Raw genomic sequence first — 21,872 nt, 5'->3', positions numbered from 1 at the left:
GCGGATTGCCGCCCCCCTCCCGGAGTGGCAAGACTGCCGTCAAAGAGATCGCGAGGATACGAGCCATGGAATACCGCCAGATCAGCGAAGACTATTCGGTCTCGGGCCAGATCCAGCCCGAGGACGTTGCCGCCATCAAGGAAGCTGGCTTCAAGAGCGTGATCTGCAACCGGCCTGATGATGAGCAGCCGGGACAGCCTTCGGCGGACACGCTCAAGGCCGCGGTCGAGGCCGCTGGCCTCGCCTTTCGCTACATTCCGGTGATCAGCGGCCAGATCACGCGAGAGAATGTCGACGACCAGGCCGAGGCACTCGACGAGCTCGACGGCCCGGTGTTCGCCTATTGCCGCTCCGGCGCCCGCTGTACCAATCTGTACGGGCTGATCCAGCAGTCGAAGGGTTAAATCGGCAGCGCGCCGGTCTCCTTCAGCGTCTCCAGCACGATCGCCGTCTTCACATGCTGCACGGATTCGTGCGGCAGGAGCACGCCGTTGACGAATTCCGACAGTGATTTGAGGTCTGGCGTTACGACCTTCAGGATGTAATCCATCTCGCCGGTCAGTGCGTGAGCCTCCTGCACCTCGGGCAGCCGTGCCACCAATTCGCCGAAGCGGCGCGCATTGTCGCGATTGTGGGTGGCCAGTGTCACCGAGATGACGTTGACCAGCGAGAAACCGAGCTTGTCGCGGTCGAGCACCGCTCGATAGCCCTTGATGTAGCCGTCCTCCTCCAACCGTTGGCGGCGGCGCGAGCATTGCGAGGCAGAGAGGTTCACCCGCTCGGAGAGATCGTTGTTGGTGAGCCGCGCGTCGCCTTGCAAAAGCGCCATTATCTTGCGGTCGAACTGGTCAATGCGCGCGTCATCCATGACTTTTGCCTTCATCATGCACGGTTCGCGCATGACATCACCATTTCAAGCGTTTGAATGCAAGCACCGTGCGTGGGCTCCGCGCTATTATGGTTTCGAACGGCTTTTCAGGCCGAGCAGCTTCCGGAGGATATCATGGGTCCTTTCCCGCACGACGCCCCGCCCGCCACGATCAGCAAAGACAACCCCGCCGGCACCGACGGTTTCGAGTTCGTCGAATTCGCGCATCCGGAGCCGCAGAAGCTGGCCGAGCTGTTCGCCCGCATGGGTTATGTCGCGGTAGCCAGGCATCGCACCAAGGACATCACCGTCTGGCGCCAGGGCGACATCAACTATGTCGTCAATGCCGAGCCCGGCTCGCATGCGATGAAATTCGCCGACAAGCACGGCCCCTGTGCTGCCTCGATGGCCTGGCGGATGGTCGATGCCAAGCACGCTTTCGAGCATGCCGTCTCGAAGGGCGCCACGCCTTACGAAGGCGACGACAAGGCGCTCGACGTGCCTGCTATCGTCGGCATCGGCGGCTCGCTGCTCTATTTCATCGACAGCTATGGCAAGAAGGGCTCGGCCTACGACGCCGAATTCGAGTGGCTCGGCGAACGCGACCCCAAGCCGCAAGGCGTCGGCTTCTATTTCCTCGACCACCTGACCCACAACGTCTATCGCGGCCAGATGGACAAATGGTGGGATTTCTACCGCAATTTGTTCGGTTTCAAGCAGATCCATTTCTTCGACATCGACGGCAAGATCACCGGCCTGGTCAGCCGGGCGATCACCTCGCCCTGCGGCAAGATCCGCATTCCGCTCAATGAGTCCAAGGATGAAACCAGCCAGATCGCCGAATATCTGAAGAAGTACAATGGCGAAGGCATCCAGCACATCGCGGTGGGAACCGACGAGATCTACGCCGCCACCGACAAGCTCGCGGAGAACGGGCTGAAATTCATGCCCGGCCCGCCCGAGACCTACTATGACATGTCGTATGACCGCGTGAACGGCCATGACGAGCCGATCGAGCGGATGAAGAAGCATGGCATCCTGATCGACGGCGAAGGTGTGGTCGACGGCGGCATGACCAAGATTCTTTTGCAGATCTTTTCGAAGACCGTGATCGGGCCGATCTTCTTCGAGTTCATCCAGCGCAAGGGCGACGAAGGCTTTGGCGAAGGCAATTTCCGCGCGCTGTTCGAATCGATCGAGCAGGACCAGATCAAGCGCGGTGTGATCAAGGTTCAGGCGGCAGAGTAATTTCTCCGGCTCCGCTTGCGGCTCGACTAATTATGACCTAAATTTTGGTCATAAGAGGTCGAGCCCATGAATGTTTCCATTGCAGAAGCCAAGGCAAAACTGTCGGAACTGATCAGCCGTGCGGAAGCTGGCGAAGAGATCGTGCTTACACGTCACGGCAAGATCGCGGCTCGGCTGGTGCCACCGCTCGGCGAAAATCTCCTGCCCCGTATTGGCGCCTTAAAGGGCAAGATTTGGATAGCGGACGATTTTGACGAACTCGGTCCCGAATGGGACGAATACGTCAAATGACTGCCGGCTCCTTTCTTGCCGATACGCAAATTATCCTTTGGTCTATTAAGGACGACCCTCGACTCGGCGAGGAGCACCGGGCTGTCCTTGCATCGGACGCGACTGTTTACGCCAGCGCGGCAAGCGTTTGGGAAATCGCGATCAAGCGATCGATCGGCAAACTCGACATTCCGGACGACCTGCCGGCGTTACTCCCGAGAATGCAATTCCAGCCGCTGACCATCACGTTTCAGCATGCGCATGTTGTCGGCCGCCTTCCCCGCCACCATGGCGATCCGTTCGACCGGCTGCTGATCGCCCAAGCGCAGGTCGAGAATCTCACCATCCTGACAGCGGACAAGCAATTTGCTCTCTATGACGTCGCGCTGGCATGACGTTTCATAATCCCAGCCGTTCGACCTCCGCTGTTCTCAACTTAACGTCATAATCGAGCAGGAACTCGTCGAGCTGCGGCGGCGCTACGGAGGTACCCGCGAGCATGGCATGCACCTGGCCCCGATGGTGGATGTCGTGCAGGAAGACGTGCGCCAGGATATCGCCGGTCTTTTCCGGGATCATGCCGTCCTCGCGCCGGTCGGTGACGACGCTGCGATCGAGATCGGCCTTCGACAGGCCATCGCAGAAGGCGATCAGCCGCCGGTCGGCCGCAAGCTGAGCCAGGTAAAGCTCCGGCGCGGCATCGAAAGGCACGAAGTCATCGTAGGCAGCCGCACCGAGGCCGCCGTCTTCGAGAAAATCGAGATAGAGATGATCGACCGCGAGGACATGGTTGAGCGTTGCCTTGATCGACGGGAAAAAGTTGGTGCGCTCGGCCTCGAATTCACCGGGCTTCAGCGCAAGCACGGCGCGATAGAGCCGGTCGTTCGACCAGAGATTGTTCTTCGCCATGCGACGCAGATGATCCAGCAGGTCCATCACTCAAACCTCTCATTGTGCCTACCGCTGGTATTTCTCGACCTTCTGCTCGATGGCGCCGAAGATCGAATGCCCTGATCTGTCCTTCATCTCGATGCGCACGGTGTCGCCGAAGCGCAGGAAAGGTGTCTTGGGCTCGCCTGACACAATGGTCTCGATCATGCGCAGTTCGGCGATGCAGGAATAACCGGCTCCGCCCGCAGAGACCGGCTTGCCCGGGCCGCCGTCGAGTTTGTTGGACACCGTACCCGAGCCGATGATGGTGCCTGACACCAGCGGCCTTGTGCGAGCGGCGTGAGCAATCAGGGCCGGAAAATCGAAGGTCATGTCGACACCGGCATCGGCGCGGCCGAACGGCTTGCCGTTGATGTCGGCAAGCAGCGGCAGATTGACCTTGCCGCCGTCCCAGGCATCGCCCAGCTCATCCGGCGTCACCGCGACCGGAGAGAAGGCGGAGGACGGTTTCGACTGGAAGAAGCCGAATCCCTTGGCCAGTTCCGGCCCGGTCAGCGCGCGCAGCGTGACATCGTTGACCAGCGTGATCAGGCGGATCGCGGCGCGCGCCTCATCGTGGCTGGTGCCCATCGGCACATCGTCGACGATGACGGCTATCTCGGCTTCCATGTCGATGCCGAAGGCCTCGTCCGCTAGACGGATCGGATCGCGCGGGGCAACGAAGGAATCCGAGCCACCCTGGTAGATCAGCGGGTCGGTCCAGAAGCTTGCCGGCATCTCGACGCCGCGCGCCTTCCGCACCAGTTCGACATGGTTCACATAGGCCGAGCCGTCGGCCCATTGATAGGCGCGCGGCAGCGGCGAATGCGCGTCATGCTCGTGAAAACGGGCCGCCGGCATCGCATTGTTCTCCAGCGATTCCGCTATGGTCGCGAGATGCGGCGAGATCCTGCGCCAGTCGTCGAGTGCGGCCTGCAGCGTGCGCGCCAGGAACGAGGCGTCCGTGTATTGCGTCAGGTCGCGCGAAACGACGACGAGTTTTCCGTCGCGTGTTCCGTCCTTCAGCGTGGCAAGCTTCATGCGGTTCCCTCTCCTGATGCGGCCTTGGCGCCGCTTAACTCCACAACAAGGCCGTCGCGAGCGATCGTCAAGTCGCCAGCCCATGTTTTCCTGACAGCGGCTATCCAGTCGACCTCGCCGATCTCGGTATCGTCGGCTGGAATGAGGTGATTGAGCACCAATCTTGTGACGCCGGCATCGCTGGCGATACGGCCTGCCTCCTCGGCAAAGCTGTGACTGGCGAGCAGATGTTCCCTGAGCCGCGCGCCATTGCCGGTTCTGGCAACCAGCCGCTCGATGCCTTCTTCCAGCATGGCTTCATGGACGAGGATAGCAGCGCCATCGGCAAAATCGGCCAGCGGCGGAAAGAAAGCAGTATCGGCCGAGAACACCACGCTGTTTCCCCCATGCTCGAAGCGCAAGGCGAAGCAATCGGTCACCGGCGGATGGTCGACGCGCAGCGCCGTCACCTTCAGTCCGCGCTGCTCGACCACATGCCCTTGGCCGAATTCGTCGACAGAAACCAACTCGCGAATATCGGGGCGGCCCTCGTCGGCGATGCGGATCTCGATGTCGAATTCCATCGCCTGACAAAAGCGCCGCCAGTAGTGGCCAAGCCCAGGCGGGCCGAACACGGTGACCGGCGTAGCCAATCCGGCCGTCCAGGCGGTGTGGATCAGCGGCCCGAGTTCCAGCACATGGTCGGAATGCAGATGCGTGATGAAGATCAGGTCGAGCGCCTTCAGGCTGACACCGGCATCGACCAGACCGCGCGTCACGCCGAGCCCGCAATCGACGACGATGGCTCGCCCACCGATCTCGAGCAGCGACGAACTCGGCCAAGGCCCGCCCGGCCGCAGTGCCGGACCGCCTCTCGACCCGAGCAGCACCAACCGGTCTGGCATTGGCTTGCCGCTCAAGACCAGTCGCCCTCGGGCGTGCCATTGAACCGCTTCTTCAGGTCGGCCCAGCAATCGATGTAGTTGTCCTGCCGGGTTTCGAGTTCGGCGCCGTAGCGGGTCAGCATCTGCGGAAAGCGGGTCTCGAACATGAAGGCCATGGTGTTGTCGAGCTTGACCGGTTTCAGGTCCGCGCGCGAGGCTTTTTCGAAGCCAGGCGCATCCGGGCCATGGGCCAGCATCAGATTGTGCAGGCTGATGCCGCCGGGGACAAAACCTTCCTCCTTGGCGTCGTACTGGCCATGGATCAGGCCCATGAACTCGCTCATGATGTTGCGATGGTACCAGGGCGGCCGGAACGTATCTTCCGCCACCAGCCAGCGCGGCGGGAAGATGACGAAATCGATGTTGGCGGTGCCTTCCTCGCCGCTCGGCGCCGTCAGCACGGTGAAGATCGACGGATCTGGGTGATCGAACAGCAGCGCACCGACCGGCGAAAAGGTCGCCAGATCATATTTATAGGGCGCGTAGTTGCCATGCCAGGCAACGACGTCAAGCGGCGAATGGCCGATCTCGGTGACGTGAAAATTGCCGCACCATTTCACGATCAGCCGGCACGGCGTCTCCTTCTCCTCGAACCAGGCGCAAGGCGTCTTGAAGTCGCGCGGGTTGGCCAGGCAATTGGCGCCGATCGGGCCGCGGTCAGGCAGCGTCAGCTTGGCGCCGTAATTCTCGCAGACATAGCCGCGCACTTCGGCGTCGACCAGTTCGACCTTGAAGACGAGGCCGCGCGGCAGCACGGCGATTTCACCGGGCCGAAGCTCGATGACGCCCATCTCGGTGATGAAGCGCAAGCTGCCCACCTGCGGCACGATCAGCAGCTCGCCGTCGGCATTGAAGAAATGATCGTCGGTCATCGAGCGGTTGGCGACATAGACATGGGCAGCCATGCCGGTCTGGCCAAGCACGTCGCCGGCGGTGGTGATGGTGCGCATACCCTTGATGAAGTCGGTCGGCTCTTTCGGCATCGGCACCGGATTCCAGCGGTACTGGCCAAGCGCCAGCTCGTGGTCGCCGACATTGGGGGCGCTCTTCCACAGGGGATAACTCGCCGCCTTGAACCTGCCCGTGTGCTTGACGCTCGGCCGGATGCGATAGAGCCAGGAGCGCTCATTGGTGCCGCGCGGCGCGGTGAAGGGCGAGCCTGAAAGCTGCTCGGCATAGAGGCCGTAGGCCGGCCGCTGCGGCGAGTTTCGTCCCTGCGGCAGCGAGCCGGGCAAGGTTTCGGTTTCGAAGTCGTTGCCGAAACCCGGCATATAGGAAAAGGCCATTGCTTCCTCCCGGATTGACCAAATTGGTTTCATTTGTAACCATTGAAAATGTAACTATCAATCTTCCGTTTTTCCCGGATGCGGACAATGGACATTCTCGAACTCGAAAGCTTTCTGCCCTACCGGCTCTACCGCCTTGCAGATGCGGTCAGCCGCGAATTCTCGAAGGTCTATAAGGACCGCCATGGCCTGACCCGGCCCGAATGGCGCACGTTGTCGGGATTGGGACAGCGCGGCACGATGACCGCGACGGAACTTGGCGAGCAGTCGGCCATGCACAAGACCAAGGTCTCGCGCGCCGTGGCCGAGTTAGAACGGCGGCGCTGGCTGGTACGAACACCTGACGAGAACGACCGCCGCGTCGAGCACTTGACGCTTACCAAAGTCGGGCTTGCAGCCTATCGCGAGATGGTGCCGCTGGCGCAGAGTTTCGAGCGGGAACTGCTGGCGAAACTTGGCGTGGACGAACGTGCGGCGATTGTGCGTGGGGTGGCGGCGCTGGAGAAGGCGTTGGAAGAAAAGTAGCGCTGAAAGAATGGGGATAGGCTGGCGGGACAGCGTCCCCTCTGTCCGGCAGGACAGAGGGGGCGCCTCGCGCAGACCGGATGGCGCTATGCGCGCGGTTACCAGTCCATCACCACCTTGCCGGAACTGCCGCTGCGCATCGCATCGAAGCCGGCCTGGAAATCGTCGATGCCGATGCGGTGCGTGATGAGCGCCGAGACGTCGAGCGGGCCCTGCACCAGGGCGATCATCTTGTACCAGGTCTCGAACATCTCGCGGCCGTAGATGCCCTTCAAGTGCAGCATCTTGAAGATGACCTTGTTCCAGTCGATCTCGAAACCAGTCGGGGCGATGCCGAGGATGGCGATCTTGCCGCCATTGTTCATGGTGTCGATCATGTCGCGGAAGGCGGGCGCGGCGCCCGACATCTCCAACCCGACATCGAAACCTTCCGTCATGCCGAGTGCCGGCATGACGTCGCGCAGCTTCTCCTGCGAAGCGTCGACGACATGCTGGACGCCGAGTTTTTTGGCCAGCGCCAGGCGCACCGGGTTGATGTCAGTGATGACAACCTTGCGTGCGCCGACGCACTGCGCCACCAGCGCGCCCATGATGCCGATCGGTCCGGCGCCGGTGACCAGCACATCCTCGCCGACCAGATCGAAGGACAACGCCGTGTGGACCGCATTGCCCAGGGGATCGAAGATCGCGGCAATCTCGTCCGGCACGTCGTCGGGGATCGGCACCACATTGTGCTGGGGAATGGCCAGGTACTCGCCGAAGGCGCCGGGACGGTTGACGCCGACGCCGAGCGTGTTACGGCACAGATGCCCCCTGCCCGCGCGGCAGTTGCGGCAATGGCCGCAGACGATGTGTCCCTCGCCCGACACCCGCTGGCCGACCTTGTATTCGGTGACCGCGGCACCAAAGTCGGCGACCGTGCCGACGAATTCGTGGCCGGTAACCATCGGCACAGGAACCGTCTTTTGCGCCCACTGGTCCCAGTTGTAGATGTGGACGTCGGTGCCGCAGATTGCGGTCTTCTTGATCTTGATCAGCACATCGTTCGGGCCGATCTCCGGCACCGGAACCTCTTCCATCCAGATGCCCGGTTCGGCCTTGGCCTTCACCAGTGCCTTCATCATGTTCGACATTCTCTTGTCCCTTGAATCTCTTGATCCGGAATCGCTTTTCGCTACCGGCCCTTCAGGAAATCACGCCCAATTCCCTGCCGACCGCTCCGAACGCTTCCACGGCCCGGTCGATGTCGGCGCTGGAGTGCGCCGCCGACATCTGGGTGCGGATGCGGGCCTGGCCCTTCGGCACCACAGGGAATGAGAATCCAATGACGTAGATACCACGCTTCAGCATGCGCGCCGCCATCTCCTGCGCCAATGTGGCATCGCCCAGCATCACCGGGATAATCGGATGGTCGGCCCCGGCCAGCGTGAAGCCAAGCTTGCCCATCTGGGACCTGAACCGCGCCGCATTGGCATATAGGCGCTCGCGCAATCCGTCGCCATTGCGGATCAGCTCGAACACCTTGATCGAGGCGCCGGCGATCGCCGGCATCAGCGTGTTGGAGAAGAGATAAGGCCGCGAGCGCTGGCGCAGCCAGTCGACCACCTGCTTCTTGCCCGAGGTGTAGCCGCCCGAAGCGCCGCCGAGCGCCTTGCCGAGCGTGCCGGTGATGATGTCAACCCTGCCCTCGACACCGCAATGCTCGGCCGAACCGCGCCCATTTTCGCCGACGAAGCCGACCGCATGGCTGTCATCCACCATGACCATGGCGTCGTATTTCTCGGCCAGATCGCAGACGCCTGAGAGATTGGCGATGATGCCGTCCATGGAAAACACACCGTCGGTGGCGATCAGCCGGAAGCGGCAATCCTTGGCTTCCTTCAATCGCGCCTCGAGATCGGCCATGTCGTTGTTGGCGTAGCGGAAGCGTTTGGCCTTCGACAGCCGGACGCCGTCGATGATCGAGGCGTGGTTCAGCGCATCCGAGATGATTGCGTCTTCCTCGCCAAGCAGCGTCTCGAACAGGCCGCCATTGGCGTCGAAGCAGGAGCCGTAGAGGATGGTGTCTTCCAAACCGAGGAAAGAGGAGATCGTCGTCTCGAGCTGCTTGTGTTCTTCCTGCGTCCCGCAGATGAAGCGTACCGAGGCCATGCCGTAGCCGTAGCGGTCGAGCGCCTGCGTGGCCGCCGCGCGCAGCTCCGCGCTGTCGGCAAGGCCGAGATAGTTGTTGGCGCAGAAGTTCAGCACTTTCTCGCCGCCGACCTCGATCTCAGCCGACTGCATCGAGGAAATCACCCGCTCGGACTTGTAGAGCCCGGCGGATCTCAACCCGGCAAGCTCGCTGTCGATATGGGAGAGAAATGCTGCGGTCATGATCGGGCCCCGTTTGACTTCGGCAGACTGTCGTCCCGCCCGCACAAAAAATCCATCGCAAAAGCGACCGGATCAGGTGGCCGGGCAGCATCAGCTGGGACGTTCCGACATTGCCCAGGTGGCCACCCGGAAATGCATGGGCCGACGAATGCTCAAATGCGGGCCGGCCGCGAAAGAACCCGATAACCATTTCGTGATCTTTCCGCCTCTCGTCCGCGCCGACCGGTTGTCGATTTCCAGTCCTGTTAACGTTTGCAGTTCAATGGTGCTCGCATAAATCCGTTGGCGAGAGGACCGCCCCCGAACATGTCTCAGCAGCCGGTGCAAACCGTTTCAGGCAAGCTCATACTGCTGATCAAGGCTGGCTACTGGCTGGCGCTGCTGATCATTGCCGCCATGGTCGCGGCCTCCTTCGTCCTGCTGCAGCAGACGATGGCCACGCAGCAGCACAACAACACCTTGCTCGACATCGTCGGTACGCAGAAGACGCTGTCGCAGCGCATCGTCTTCCTGGCCAACGCAACGGGCGCCGCCTCGCGCGACAAGCAGCCGGCGCTGGTCAGCGCGCTGAAGCAGGCCACGGCGGAGTTCGAGACGAACTACGATCTGCTGCTCAAGCAGACGGGCGCGGATCCGCAATCGCCGGCCAAGCTCGATGCGAAGTCGATCCAGAGCGTGCTTTTCGCCAAGCCCTTTCATCTGGACTATTTCTCGGTTGGCCTGATCGCCAATGGCGACCGGCTGGTCTCCGCACTGGAATCGCAGCTCAATCTTGGCGACAATGGCGGCTACAAGGGCGGCGCCGAACGCGTCAATCTCGATGCCTCGGTCGCCAATGCCACGCTGTCGGGCTATGCCGCGCTCGGCCAGCGCATCAGCGCCGATGCCGACGAGCGCTCCGAAAAGCTGCTCTCCCTCCACCGCACGCTGTTCTACGCCACACTCGGCGTCATCCTGCTGGTGGCGCTGTTCATCTTCAGGCCGATGTCCAACGCGATCCTGCGCAAGACGCGTGAGTTGGTAGACGCGCGCAATTCGATGGCCTTCATCGCTGTGCATGACGGCCTGACCGGCCTGCACAACCGCACCTTCCTCACCGACCATTTCGAGACGCTGATCAAGGGCGCGCATCGCCGGCGCGAGCGCCTGGCCGTAGTCCAGCTCGACCTCGATCGCTTCAAGCAGATCAACGATACGCTGGGCCACGCCGCCGGCGACTATGTCCTGGTCGTGACGGCACAGCGCATGCGCGATTCCTGCCGCGCCTCGGATCTGTGCGCGCGGCTCGGCGGCGACGAATTCGTGATGATCCTCAACGGGGCCGGCAGCACCGAGGACATCAACATGCTGGCACGGCGCATCCTGGTGCACATCAACGAGCCGATCGTGTTCCAGGGCACCACCATTCTCCCGGGCGCCAGCGGCGGCATCGCGGTCTATCCGATCGATGCCGACAACGCGCAGGACCTGCTCGTCCATGCCGATCTGGCGCTCTACTCCGCCAAGAAAATGGGTGGCGGCAACTTCTCGTTCTTTTCCGAGGAACTGCGCCGCGAACTCGACTACCGCAAGCAGCTCGAACATGACATCAAGGTCGCCATTTCCGAAAAGGCGTTCCAGGTCTATTTCCAGCCGCAGGTCTCGCTGACCGACGGCACCATCAGCGGCATCGAAGCGCTCGTGCGCTGGAATCATCCCGAGCGCGGCATGATCTCGCCGGGCGAATTCATCCCGGTCGCCGAGAAATGCGGCTTCATGCCGGAGATCGGCCGCATCGTGATCAGCAAGGCGATCAACGAGGCCGCCGAGTGGAACCGTGCCGGGATTGCCTTCGGCCGGCTTGCGGTCAATGTCTCGGGTACCGAGTTGCGCGAGCATGATTTCGATGCGTTTTTGTTCGATACGCTGGAGAAAGCCGGACTGCCGCCGCAGAAACTGTCGCTGGAAATCGTCGAATCCGTCATTCTGGACGACGAGAAGACTGGCATCGCGGCGAAGCTGCGTCATATCAGAGCGGCCGGCGTGCATCTGGAACTCGATGATTTCGGCACCGGCTATGCTTCGCTCAGCCACGTCAATCCCAACGAGATCGACAGGCTCAAGATCGACCGTCGCTTCGTGCAAAACATCCACGAGAATGGCGACAACTCCAAGATCGTGCGCGCCATCACTGAACTTGCCCGGGGGCTGGGCATCTCCATCGTCGCCGAGGGTGCCGAAACCGAGGCCGAGCTCGACTCGCTGATGGCGATCGGCTGCGACCAGGTACAGGGCTATTCCATCGCCTTCCCGATGCCGCATGACAAGGCGCTCGAATGGCTGACCGCCCGCATGCCGAAGAAAGCCAGGCTGACGGTATTGCAGGGAAGCCTGGCGTAACCCGGCCAGCCTTGACAAGCAGCCGCGGAAATGGCGGCCTGTCCTGATCGCGAGGGGATAGCGGCCCCATGACATTCTTTCGGCTTGCCCTGGCAGCCATGTTGATGTCGGCGTTGCCTGCCCATGGCGCGGATCGCACCATCTATCTCACCTTCGACGACGGTCCGCTGAACGGTACAAGCAACATCCTCGACGTCTTGGAGGCCGCGCAGGTTCCGGCAACGCTGTTCATGGTCGGTATGCATGCCGAGGCCAGTGCGTCCAACAGGCCGGCATTCCTAGCTCTCTACGTTTTTCCGCAACGCCGCAAGCACCTGCGCAAATTCCGCCAGACGCTCGTCGGACAGTCCTTTGCGAAGCCGCTTGTCGAAGACGAGTGCCGCTTGCCGCAACGTCTCGAACAGCGCTTCTCCCGTCTCCGTCAATTCGACCAGGTGAACCCGGCGGTTAACGGGATCGCGCCGCCGCGTCAGCAGGCCCTGCGCTTCCATCGCGTTGAGATGATGGGTCAGCGTCGCGCCCTGGATGCCTATCATGCCGGCGAGTTCGCGCTGATTGGCAAGCTCGCTCGACTTGACAGACAGCAGCGTGAGCCAGACCGGCAATGTGCCGCCTGCTTCAACCAAGGCAGCGTCGAAGGCCTGGGCGACAAGCTTGGCGGTTCGGCCGAGATTCATGCCGACCGGCGGGCGGTCAAATGGTGTCATGATCTGACAGTAGAGCAAGCAGTGGGAATGTGAAACTTGGCTTCATGGTTGACATCTAACCGTTAGATATCTAATTTTGCCTTATTGATGGCATCGCAGCATGGTTGCGGCGCGTAGGCGGTGGGCGAATGAGAGGAATGCGGTCATGCAATATGTTTATATCGCCGTCATCGGCCTGCACGTCATGGCCGGCGTCTTCTGGGCCGGCACGACCATCGCGGTTGGCCGCGATCCGGACATCCGGGCAGAGCGGTTCTTCCGGCCGCAAATGGGCGCGGCCGGTTTGGCTTTCCTGACCGGTTTGCTGCTCTGGTATTTCTTTCATGAGGGTGCTTTTGGCTCGATGGAAAAGATACTGGCGCTCGGCATTTTGACGGCGCTGATCGCCGCCGGCGTGCAAGGCGCGCTTGTGGGCTCCGCCAGCAGGCAGCTTGCCGGCGCCGATGCCGCGACCCAAACGGCGCTGCGCGCGAAAATGACCAGGGGCGAACGCATAGCCGGCGGGCTGCTGGTCATCACCGTGCTCTGCATGGCGACCGCCAAGATGTTTTAGAATCGCACGGCCGGTGAAAGCCGATCATGCGCGGCGCGCAACGGACCAGAGCGGCAGGTGGCTCTCCTTGCAAAGGTCGTTGCGCGCCACCCGATCGTGATCAAATCCTGATCCCGAACCTGATCCCGTCATAGATGGCGGCGTGGATGTTGCGCGAGGCAACCGCGTCGCCGATGCGCAAGAGCACGAAGCCGCCATCCGCGTTGCGCTTGGGAAAAATGTCGCCGCCGTTGGCCAGACGCTCATAGTCAACCGCACCACCGTTCTTCGACAGCGGTTTCAGCGAAAGATACAGATCGTCGAGCGGCGCCGTGCCGTGCTCGACCACCACCTGGTCGACCCTGCGCTCTCCGCGCCAGCCATCGGCGAAATCCGAAGCGAGTTCCGCGATCAGTTGATTGCCCTCGCGCCGCACCGAGCGCAGGCGGGTATTGATGGTGACGGTGACGCCCTTTTCCTGGAAGGCCCTGACATAGGGTACGTGATTCATGCCGCCCATTTCGGGGGCGAAGAAGCGTTCCGGCGAAACCAGTTCCAGCTTCGAGCCGCTGTTGGCAATCAGTTCGGCCGCGCCCATGCCCTGATGGCCGCCATTGTCGTCGTAGAGCAGCACATTTTCGGCCGGCTTGACGCTGCCGGCCACGATGTCCCAGCTCGAGGTGACGAGATTGTCGCCGGAGGCCAGCGGCGGGTTCTGCGGCAGGCCACCGGTGGCGATCACCACGACGTCGGGCGCCAGCGCCAGAACATCGTCCTGTTCCGCCCAGGTGTCATAGCGGATCTCGACGCCGAGCCGGTCGAGTTCGGCCAGCCGCCAGTCGATGATGCCGATCAATTCCTTGCGGCGCGGGTTCTGGGTCGCCAGACGCACCTGGCCGCCAGCTTGTGATGATGCCTCGAGGATGGTGACTTGATGACCGCGCTCGGCTGCGACGCGCGCCGCCTCCAGCCCACCAGCGCCGGCGCCGACGACCACCACTTTCCGCTTGGGCCCTTCCGTCTTGACAATGACGTGCGGGATATCCGCCTCGCGGCCGGTCGCCGCATTGTGAACGCATAGCGCCTCGCCGCCTTCATAGATGCGGTCGAGACAATAGGTAGCGCCGACACAGGGACGTATCTCGTGCTCGCGGCCCTCCATCACCTTCTTGATGATGTGCGGATCCGCGATATGGGCGCGTGTCATGCCGACCATGTCGAGCTTGCCGGTGGCGATCGCATGGCGCGCGGTGGCGACATCGGAAATGCGCGCCGCGTGGAAGGTCGGGAATTTCGTCGCCGCCCTCACCTCGCCGGCGAAATCGAGATGCGGCGAAGACCGCATGCCGGTCACCGGAATGACCTTGGTGAGCGCCGCGTCGGTCTCGATCGAGCCCCGGATGATGTTGAGGAAATCGAGCTTGCCGGAGCCGGCCAGCCGCCTGGCGATCTCGACGCCCTCCTCCTTCGACAGGCCTTTGTCGAAATCCTCGTCGGCGACCATGCGGATGCCGACGACGAATTTCTCGCCGACCGCCGCCCGCACCGCATCGAGCACCATGTTGGTGAAGCGCAGGCGGTTGTCGAGCGAACCGCCATACTCGTCATCGCGATGATTGGTGGCAGGCGACCAGAAGCCGTCCATCAGATGGCCGTAGGATTCGAACTCGATGCCGTCGAGCCCGGCCGCTTGGCAGCGCTGGGCGGCCGACGCATAGTCGGCGACGATGCGCTCGATGTCCCAGTCCTCGATGGTCTTGGGGAAAGCGCGATGCGCCGGCTCGCGCACCGGCGAAGCCGAGAGCACCGGCAGCCAGTCGGCCTTGTTCCAACCCGTGCGGCGGCCAAGATGGGTGATCTGGATCATCACCTTGCAGTCATGCTCATGGCAGGCATCGGTGAGTTCGGCCAACCACGGCACGATGCGGTCGTCATAGACGTGCAGATTGCCGAAGGCAGCCGGGCTGTCGCGCGAAACGATCGCCGAGCCGGCGGTCATGGTCAGCGCCATGCCGCCCTTGGCCTTTTCGGCATGGTAGAGCCGGTAGCGCTCCTTCGGCATGCCGTCCTCCGAGTAAGCCGGCTCGTGGCTGGTCGACATCACCCGGTTCTTCAGCGTCAAATGCTTGAGCTGGTAGGGTTGGAGAAGCGGGTCGTTGCTGGTCATCGTCTTCCTGCCGTTTTAATTTGTGCTAATGAGCGGCAAATCCAAGGGAAACCGCATATGATCGATACCAAAAATCTCACCCAGCTCGGCACGCACGTCGAGACGCCACAGAGCCCCGAAGCCGCGGTCCTGGAAACCGTGCCGTTTTCGCGCGGCGACGGGCCGCCGGCGATCGTGCGCTTTACCTGCCCGGAATTCACCTCGCTCTGCCCGGTGACCGGACAGCCGGATTTCGCCCACATCGTCATCGACTACGCACCCGATGCCGCCCTGGTGGAATCGAAGTCGCTCAAGCTGTTCATGACCTCGTTTCGCAACCATGGCGCCTTCCATGAAGACTGCACGGTGATGATCGGACGCCGCATCGTGGCCGCGACCAAGCCGCTCTGGTTGCGCATAGGCGGCTATTGGTATCCGCGCGGCGGCATTCCGATCGATGTGTTCTGGCAGACCGGCGCTCCGCCCGAAGGCGCCTGGCTGCCGGATACCGGCGTCACCCCCTATCGCGGGCGCGGCTAGTTCGGCCATCATTCGCACTGGTACTGGCTGAGCGCCCATTCGCCGGTCACCGACAAAAGGTCCGCTATCTTCCATTCGCCATCGACCTTCTTGAACTTCCATTCGAGGCGGTGCGGGTTACCGGCGACGACGAAGGCGACGATCACCTTGGCCTGGTCGCCATTGATCGCTTCGAGCGTCTTCAGGCTCTTGTCGATCTCGGCCTTGTCGTAGTCCGCATTGTCGAGCGCCATGTTGGGGTCCAGGCACTCGCCCTGCCCGGATTTGCGCAAGGCATCGCTCTTGTCGAGCACGGCTTTCGCCGGATCGATGAAATGGCCGCGCTGAGCAGGATCGACCTCCAGGCCGACCTGATCGTAGAACGGCCGCACCACCGCGGTCGGCGACCCCGGCTGGATTGGAGCGGCAGGCTCGCTCGGCGGCGATGCGACCGGTGGCGTCGGCGGCTCCGCGGCGCCGCCAGGCGGGGTTGCCGGCGGCGTCACGCTGTCGTCGGGCGCGGTCCCGGCCGGAGCTTTTGCCGGCGGCGCGTCCAACAGCCCCTGAGCGGCTGCGCCGTTCAAGCCCGCCGCCAGCAGGCACATGGCCGAGAACAAAAGAAGCGTGCGACCGGCCATCGCATCACTCCGGATCTTGGCCCGCCATGCATTCGAGCTGGCTCAGCGTCCAGTCGCTGGTCTTCGATGCAATGTCCGATATCTTCCACTTGCCGTCGACCTTCTTCAGCGACCAGTGCATTTCGCGCTGCGAATCGTCTCCGTCCGGAAAAAGGCTGAAACTCGCCACCACCTGCGCCGTGTCGCCCTCCACCGTCTCGGACAGCTTCAGTGTCTTGGAAAGGGCCTTCTGGTCGAAATCCTGCGCGTCGAGGCCGGGATCGAAGTCGATACAGGCGACCTGGTCCGGATTCTTCTTGGTCGCCTGGTCGTTGAGGTCGAACAGTTTCGTCACCGGCTCGGTGAAGCGATCGCGGTATTGCGCGTCGGCCTCGAACTTGACCTGCGGGACATAGAAGAACTTCACGGCGTCGGACGCCGGGCCGGCCAATGCCGCGGCTGGTGCGGCAATCGACAGGATGGCAGCGAGCAGCAGTTTCATGGATTCCCCGAATGTTTGACTGCGGAAGGCAATCAATACCACGCATCGTGCATATCGGCTTTTTTGCGGCTCATGAAGCCTCCTCCGGGCGGCGCGTCTGCTTGCATAGATCAAATCCAACGATCCTTAGTTTCCGAAAGTGGCGATCGGCGCGTTGAGTTGGGAGCGCTCAGGCTTGACACCGAGCCCTGGGATCTGCGGGACGCGTATATGCCCGTTCTCGATCACGATCGGGTTTGCGGGATCAGTATGCCCTTCGATGTACTCCTGCGCGATCCAGGCTCCCTCAAAACGTCTCGGCTCGACGGTAGCGGCGAGGTGGACGCATGCCGCGGCGATGACGTCTCCGCCCCAGGCATCGTCGCAGCTGTGCGGAAGAGATCGTATCGCACACAGGTCGCGGACCGTGGCCATCTTGGTCAGACCACCAAGACGGGTGACCTTCAATCCGAATCCGTCGGCGATACCTGACGAAACTGCCCGAAGCACGGCATTCAAATCCTCGGTACTCTCATCGAGATAGATCGGATGCGTAACGCGCCCTTTGAGACCAGCGACTTCCTCCATGGTGTTGCAAGGCTGTTCGAACACGAACGGGATTGCCTGGCAAAGCCGATCGATGTGCAGCGCCGCGGCAGCGGTCAGGCCGCGATTGGCGTCGACGGCTATGCGGGCCCTGAAGCCAACCGCCTCCCATACTTTGTGCACAGTGGCGACGTCTTGTTCGAGATCCCGCCCGCCGATCTTGATCTGAAGCCGTGGATATCCGGCATTGACCTTGTCGGCGGCAATACGCGCGGTCTCGTCCGGAGCACCGACGGTCGTCGAGTAGTATGACGGCACGCGATCGGTGAGCGCACCACCGAGAAGTGTTGAAACAGGGACGCCCAGCCGCTGGCCGGCGAGGTCGAGGAGAGCTATGTCCAAGGCCGCTTTGGCATAGTTGTGACCGTTCAGCCGTTCGTCCATTCGTTTGGCGAGGCGGCGCATGGACGCTGTGTCCTCGCCGATGAGTCCCGGCGCTATTTCAGCAATTGCCGCTCTCGCGCCCAGAGCATGCTGGGGTTGATAAACAGGGCCGATCGGGCAAGTCTCACCCCAGCCTGACAGTCCATCCTCGGTGGTGACTTCAACCAGCGTGCTGTCCAAATTCTGCACGGTGTCGCTGGCCATCCGGTAGGCACCGCCTTTAACAGGCAGAAGCATCTGATAGACTTTGATTGACCTGATACGCATTCAGACATCAGCCCCGTTCATGCCTTGCCTGGCATGGCGCCTTTCGCGATGGTCAAAGACCAAGCGCCACCTTGCGCCCGTCATGAATGGCAAATGCCGCCTGTCTGGAGGCGGTACAGTCGCCGATGGAGGTATGCGCAATTCCGCGCCTTTCGAGCTCGATGGACAGGCTGTCCTGCGCCATGCTGGTGGCGGCGAATACCAAAGCGTCGGCCTCGACCTGCTGCTCGGTCCGGTCGAGCAGCGAAGCGATCCTGGCCACCCTGCCGTCCCAATGAACGACGGCGCTCTCGGTCACAAACCGCACCTTCAGCTTGGCGAGTGCCCGTCGCAGCGGCGCATCGACGGCCATTCGCTGAAGCTCTTTGCCGACCAGGGCGTCCGGTGTCACAAGCGTTACGTTGTGACCATCCTCGGCGAGTTTCCAGGCGGTGCCGCAGCCCTTCCAATTGCCGCCGTCGTCCAGCAAGAGAACATTTTTTCCCGGCCTCGCCTCGCGCGCCATCACCGCTTCGGCCGAGAGCACCGGACCGCCGCCCGGAATGCTCTCCCAGTGCGGCAAGGCCCGCTGGAAAGCGCCGTCCGGTGGCATCGAGCCGGTCGCCACGATGACGTGATCGGCGCCTTCGCGCTCGACATCGTCGGCCTCGACATACTGCCCGTAGCGGATATCGACCTGGAGCTGGCCGAGCTGGCGCTCATACCAGTCGATCAGGTCCAGAATCTGGGCACGGCGCGGCTGCAGCCCGGCAAGACGGAACTGCCCCCCAAGGCGGTCGGATGCCTCGGCCAGCGTGACGCGATGGCCGCGCTCGGCCGCGGCGCGCGCCGCTTCGAGACCGGCCGGGCCGCCACCGACGACCAGTACGCGCTTCGGCTGGCCGGCCGGAGCAAAGCGGTCGCCGCCCCACTCCCATTCCCGCCCCGCGGAAGGATTGATGACGCAGCTGATCCAGTAGTCACGGCTGCGCCGGCCCCAGCACATCTGGTTGCAGGACAGGCAGCCGCGAATGTCCTGCGGCCGGCCGGCGGCAGCCTTTGCAGCCAGATGCGGATCGGCGATCTGCCCACGCACGATGGAAACGAGATCGGCACGGCCTTCGCTCAGCACGCTCTCGGCGTTCTCGGGCGTGCGGATATGGCTCTCGGCGGTGATCAGCGCGTGACGCACGGTGGATTTGAGCACGGACGCCAGGTCGGCACCGAGCTTCTCCGGGTAAACAAAGGTCGGCATGATCTTGTAGAAATCGAAGTAGGAACCCGTTCCGCAAGTGACATAGTCCATCAAGGCATCGCGGTCGTGGAGGTCGATGATCTCGGCCAGCGCTTCGCGCTTCAGCGCCACTTCGACTTCGGGCTCATCATTGATCGCGAGACCGATGATAAAATCATCGCCGCATTCCCGGCGAATCCTGATCATCACCTCACGGCTCATGCGGGTGCGGTTTTCGAGGCTGCCGCCCCATCGGTCGTCCCGGCGGTTCGACCAAGGTGTCCAGAACTGGTCCAGCATCGAATGGTACGCCGCCCAGACCTCGACGCCGTCGAAGCCGGCCTGGTGGCAACGGCGCGCGGCCTGGACGAAGCCGTCGATCGTTTCTTCGATCTCGGCTTCGGACATCCGATGCGAGCCGTCGGAATCGTGGTAGCTCGGCAGGCCGGAAGGCGACCAACCGGGGTGAAACGAGTTGTCCGCGTCCGCGTGCTGACCGACATGGTAGAGCTGCTGGATGGCGACGGCGCCGTTGCCGCGGATCGCCTCCGTCACCTTGCGGAAATACGGGATGACGCGGTCATCGGACGGGCTGAAATTGCCACGGGTAAGCACGGCGGCCTGATGCACGGGCATCGGCTCGACCACGATCATGCCGGCCCCGCCGATGGCGCGTTCGGCGTAGTAGCCGACATGGCGTTCGGTCGGCAGCCCGTTCTCGGCCATGTTCGCCGTATGGGCTCCAAACACGATCCTGTTGCGCAATGTTTTGCCACGCAAGGTGGCCGGCTCGAACAAACGTTTGAAGACCCGGCCGGACATGCAAATTCTTCCCCATCGGCGGCATTGCGCCGGCGCAAGGGAGCGCCGGCGCTGTGTGGCAGAACTTCTGGCGTCAGGCGTCCAGCCAGACGTTCTGGAGGTCCATCTCGAAGGTCTGGTGGACGCCGTAGTTCTTCACCTTCTTGTTCGTGTGGCTGTAGAGCTTCTGCCAGAACGGCTGGATGATGACGCCGGAGTCCTGCAGGATCTGCTCGACATCCTTCATCACCTCCTTGCGCTTGGCGACATCGATCAGCGAGAGCGCCTGCTTGAGCTTGGCGTCGAAGTCGGGATTGGAATAGGCCGATTCGTTCCACGCCTCGCCGGTGCGATAACCCAGCGCCAGCACCTGGACACCGAGCGGGCGCATGTACCAGATGGTCATCGAATAGGGATATTTCGTCCAGTCGTTCCAGAAGGTCGAGCCCGGCAGCACCGTGCGCTTGACCTTGATGCCGGCGTCACGCAGCTGGCCGGCGATCGCGTCGCCGGTGTTCTTCTGCCAGTCGTCCTCGATGGTGATCAGCTCGTGCTCGAAGTCGGCCTGACCGGCGTCCGCCATCAGCTTCTTGGCGCCGGCGGCGTCGCGCTCCTTCTTGGGCAGGGCATAGTATTCGGGATGGATCGGGCTGACATGGTGGTTCTCGCCGACCGTGCCGCGGCCGTTATAGCCGAGCTGCAGCACCGCGTTGTTGTCGACCGCCATCTGCAGCGCATTGCGAACGCGCTGATCGTCGTATGGCTTGTGCGTGATGTTGGTGCGGGCAACCAGCGTGGTGGCGGTCGCGACCTCAGACTTCTGCAGCCCCATCTTGTCGAGAATGTCGATGAAGTCGGCGGGCGACTCGAAATTGAGGTCGATTTCACCGGAATCGAACGCGTTCACCGTGGCGTTGAAATCGGTGCCGTAGTCGATGAATTCGATACCGTCGAGTGGCGCCTCGCCGCCCCACCATTTGCCGTTCTCGCGGCGCTTGACCACCGCCTTCTGGCCGACGTCGTAAGAGACCAACTCAAACGCTCCCGTGCCGATCGGCTTCTTGATCGGGTCGGCGCCATCGGCGTCGAAATTGCGGTGCACGATGAGCGCCGGATAATCGGTGAAATTGGGAATGAGCGAAATATCGGGCTCGCTGAGCTTCAGCTTGACCGTGTTGTCGTCGACCTTGGTGATGGCGCCGTCCCTGGCCTTGCCGGTCTTGGCATCGATCAGCGCACCGACGCGGGCCGCCATCGAGTTGCCGGCGACGCCCTTCTCGCACCAGCGCGTCACATTGTGCACCACGTCATCGGCGCTGAAGGCATCGCCATTGTTCCAGGCGACGCCCTTGCGCACATGCAGCGTGTATTCGGTGGCGTCGTCGTTGATGTCCCAGCTTTCGAGCAGCACCGGCTCGAAGGTGAATTGCCTGGTGTAGCGCACCAGCGGCTCCAGCCAGCAACGCGAGATATTGGCCAGTTCCACCCAATCGTAAGTGCGCGGATCCTTCTGCGCTTTCACCGCCATCGAGACGTGCAGCGTCCCGCCCTTCTTCGGTTCCTCGGCCACAGCTTGCGTCGGCGCGGCGAGGCCGATCATGCCATAGGCAAATGCCGTCGACGCACCAAGCGCGCTAGCCAGCGCCAGGAACTCGCGCCGGTCCATGCGACCCGCCTTCGCTTCCGCCGCCATCGCTTCGATAGCGGGCGGCACACGATCGCCGTTGCTTCTGAAAATCGTCATGTCATTCTCCCC

At 62.5% G+C, this 21,872-nt stretch carries 22 protein-coding genes and 1 pseudogene; 9 read left to right on the top strand and 14 right to left on the bottom strand.

The genetic code is table 11. The features are described from left to right. Positions 1-65: 65 nt before the first annotated feature. Entirely contained in the window at positions 66-404 is a 339-nt protein-coding gene (locus tag FJ936_RS17620) for a TIGR01244 family sulfur transferase (RefSeq protein WP_015318316.1), read from the top strand. On the opposite strand, the gene FJ936_RS17615 is transcribed toward FJ936_RS17620, so the two are convergent. Beyond that, the gene (locus tag FJ936_RS17615) at positions 401-868 is read right to left on the bottom strand and encodes an Lrp/AsnC family transcriptional regulator (RefSeq protein WP_041163864.1); all 468 of its coding nucleotides are present in this window, start codon (positions 866-868) and stop codon (positions 401-403) included. The two genes, FJ936_RS17620 and FJ936_RS17615, sit on opposite strands and share 4 nt — an antisense overlap. Before the next feature lie 135 nt (positions 869-1,003). Between FJ936_RS17615 and hppD the strand changes: the two genes are divergently transcribed. The 3 genes from hppD to FJ936_RS17600 all read left to right on the top strand — a co-directional run bounded on the left by hppD (position 1,004) and on the right by FJ936_RS17600 (position 2,781). Further along, positions 1,004-2,116, top strand: a complete 1,113-nt coding sequence (hppD, locus tag FJ936_RS17610; protein ID WP_140792975.1) for a 4-hydroxyphenylpyruvate dioxygenase — start codon at positions 1,004-1,006, stop codon at positions 2,114-2,116. 66 nt (positions 2,117-2,182) lie between these two features. Further along, a complete protein-coding gene (locus FJ936_RS17605; RefSeq protein WP_140661902.1) occupies positions 2,183-2,407 on the top strand; it encodes a type II toxin-antitoxin system prevent-host-death family antitoxin in 225 nt (74 codons plus the stop codon). Continuing rightward, positions 2,404-2,781 (top strand): type II toxin-antitoxin system VapC family toxin, encoded by a 378-nt coding sequence (locus tag FJ936_RS17600; protein WP_140792977.1) that lies wholly within the window; start codon positions 2,404-2,406, stop codon positions 2,779-2,781. Before FJ936_RS17605 ends, FJ936_RS17600 begins: the two co-directional genes overlap by 4 nt. 4 nt (positions 2,782-2,785) lie before the next feature. Here FJ936_RS17600 and FJ936_RS17595 read toward each other — a convergent pair whose 3' ends face one another. Genes FJ936_RS17595 through hmgA form a run of 4 tightly spaced genes read right to left on the bottom strand, consistent with a single transcriptional unit; the run spans position 2,786 to position 6,566 of the window. Further along, on the bottom strand, positions 2,786-3,322 hold the full coding sequence (locus FJ936_RS17595) for a DinB family protein (RefSeq protein WP_140662076.1): 537 nt from the start codon (positions 3,320-3,322) through the stop codon (positions 2,786-2,788). Positions 3,323-3,343: 21 nt separating this feature from the next. Next, on the bottom strand, positions 3,344-4,357 hold the full coding sequence (locus tag FJ936_RS17590; RefSeq protein ID WP_140792979.1) for a fumarylacetoacetate hydrolase family protein: 1,014 nt from the start codon (positions 4,355-4,357) through the stop codon (positions 3,344-3,346). Then, positions 4,354-5,241, bottom strand: a complete 888-nt coding sequence (locus FJ936_RS17585) for an MBL fold metallo-hydrolase (protein ID WP_181171483.1) — start codon at positions 5,239-5,241, stop codon at positions 4,354-4,356. Before FJ936_RS17585 ends, FJ936_RS17590 begins: the two co-directional genes overlap by 4 nt. A gap of 11 nt (positions 5,242-5,252) precedes the next feature. Beyond that, entirely contained in the window at positions 5,253-6,566 is a 1,314-nt protein-coding gene (gene hmgA, locus FJ936_RS17580) for a homogentisate 1,2-dioxygenase (protein ID WP_140661899.1), read from the bottom strand. A gap of 87 nt (positions 6,567-6,653) precedes the next feature. On the opposite strand from hmgA, the gene FJ936_RS17575 reads away from it, so the two are divergent. Beyond that, a complete protein-coding gene (locus FJ936_RS17575) occupies positions 6,654-7,091 on the top strand; it encodes a MarR family transcriptional regulator (protein WP_181171481.1) in 438 nt (145 codons plus the stop codon). A 98-nt stretch (positions 7,092-7,189) separates the two neighbouring features. On the opposite strand, the gene tdh is transcribed toward FJ936_RS17575, so the two are convergent. Beyond that, positions 7,190-8,224, bottom strand: a complete 1,035-nt coding sequence (tdh, locus tag FJ936_RS17570; RefSeq protein ID WP_015318326.1) for an L-threonine 3-dehydrogenase — start codon at positions 8,222-8,224, stop codon at positions 7,190-7,192. A 52-nt stretch (positions 8,225-8,276) separates the two neighbouring features. Further along, positions 8,277-9,464, bottom strand: a complete 1,188-nt coding sequence (locus FJ936_RS17565; RefSeq protein ID WP_140717673.1) for a glycine C-acetyltransferase — start codon at positions 9,462-9,464, stop codon at positions 8,277-8,279. Positions 9,465-9,770: 306 nt separating this feature from the next. Here FJ936_RS17565 and FJ936_RS17560 point away from each other — a divergent pair, with 306 nt between their 5' ends. Next, positions 9,771-11,843 carry an EAL domain-containing protein gene (locus FJ936_RS17560; RefSeq protein WP_015318328.1) on the top strand — a complete coding sequence of 691 codons (2,073 nt, stop codon included), beginning with the start codon at positions 9,771-9,773 and terminating at the stop codon, positions 11,841-11,843. 68 nt (positions 11,844-11,911) lie between these two features. Then, positions 11,912-12,088, top strand: a pseudogene (locus tag FJ936_RS30920) (polysaccharide deacetylase family protein); the annotation flags it as partial. 33 nt (positions 12,089-12,121) lie between these two features. Here FJ936_RS30920 and FJ936_RS17550 read toward each other — a convergent pair. Next, positions 12,122-12,520, bottom strand: coding sequence for a MarR family transcriptional regulator (locus tag FJ936_RS17550; RefSeq protein ID WP_224530094.1), 399 nt, complete (start codon positions 12,518-12,520; stop codon positions 12,122-12,124). A 175-nt stretch (positions 12,521-12,695) separates the two neighbouring features. On the opposite strand from FJ936_RS17550, the gene FJ936_RS17545 reads away from it, so the two are divergent. Then, positions 12,696-13,103 carry a hypothetical protein gene (locus FJ936_RS17545; RefSeq protein ID WP_015318330.1) on the top strand — a complete coding sequence of 136 codons (408 nt, stop codon included), beginning with the start codon at positions 12,696-12,698 and terminating at the stop codon, positions 13,101-13,103. Between the two features lie 100 nt (positions 13,104-13,203). Here FJ936_RS17545 and FJ936_RS17540 read toward each other — a convergent pair whose 3' ends face one another. Continuing rightward, on the bottom strand, positions 13,204-15,249 hold the full coding sequence (locus FJ936_RS17540) for an NADH:flavin oxidoreductase (RefSeq protein ID WP_140720884.1): 2,046 nt from the start codon (positions 15,247-15,249) through the stop codon (positions 13,204-13,206). 57 nt (positions 15,250-15,306) lie between these two features. Here FJ936_RS17540 and queF point away from each other — a divergent pair, with 57 nt between their 5' ends. After that, on the top strand, positions 15,307-15,768 hold the full coding sequence (queF, locus tag FJ936_RS17535) for a preQ(1) synthase (RefSeq protein ID WP_015318332.1): 462 nt from the start codon (positions 15,307-15,309) through the stop codon (positions 15,766-15,768). Positions 15,769-15,776: 8 nt separating this feature from the next. On the opposite strand, the gene FJ936_RS17530 is transcribed toward queF, so the two are convergent. From FJ936_RS17530 to FJ936_RS17510, 5 genes are all read right to left on the bottom strand, one after another. Further along, positions 15,777-16,385 (bottom strand): hypothetical protein, encoded by a 609-nt coding sequence (locus FJ936_RS17530; RefSeq protein WP_141906834.1) that lies wholly within the window; start codon positions 16,383-16,385, stop codon positions 15,777-15,779. 4 nt (positions 16,386-16,389) lie between these two features. Next, positions 16,390-16,866, bottom strand: a complete 477-nt coding sequence (locus tag FJ936_RS17525; RefSeq protein WP_140792061.1) for a DUF3828 domain-containing protein — start codon at positions 16,864-16,866, stop codon at positions 16,390-16,392. A 126-nt stretch (positions 16,867-16,992) separates the two neighbouring features. Then, on the bottom strand, positions 16,993-18,102 hold the full coding sequence (locus FJ936_RS17520; RefSeq protein ID WP_140661892.1) for a mandelate racemase/muconate lactonizing enzyme family protein: 1,110 nt from the start codon (positions 18,100-18,102) through the stop codon (positions 16,993-16,995). A gap of 52 nt (positions 18,103-18,154) precedes the next feature. Continuing rightward, positions 18,155-20,137: an FAD-dependent oxidoreductase gene (locus FJ936_RS17515; RefSeq protein WP_140792057.1), complete on the bottom strand. Its 1,983-nt coding sequence runs from the start codon at positions 20,135-20,137 to the stop codon at positions 18,155-18,157. 73 nt (positions 20,138-20,210) lie between these two features. Continuing rightward, positions 20,211-21,860, bottom strand: a complete 1,650-nt coding sequence (locus FJ936_RS17510) for an ABC transporter substrate-binding protein (protein WP_015318337.1) — start codon at positions 21,858-21,860, stop codon at positions 20,211-20,213. Positions 21,861-21,872 lie beyond the last annotated feature (12 nt).

This window comes from Mesorhizobium sp. B2-4-13, assembly GCF_006658535.1.
GTDB classification, from domain to species: Bacteria; Pseudomonadota; Alphaproteobacteria; order Rhizobiales; family Rhizobiaceae; genus Mesorhizobium; species Mesorhizobium australicum.
The sequence above is the reverse complement of the archived record's forward strand: the minus strand, read 5'-3'. Positions and strand labels throughout refer to the sequence as shown.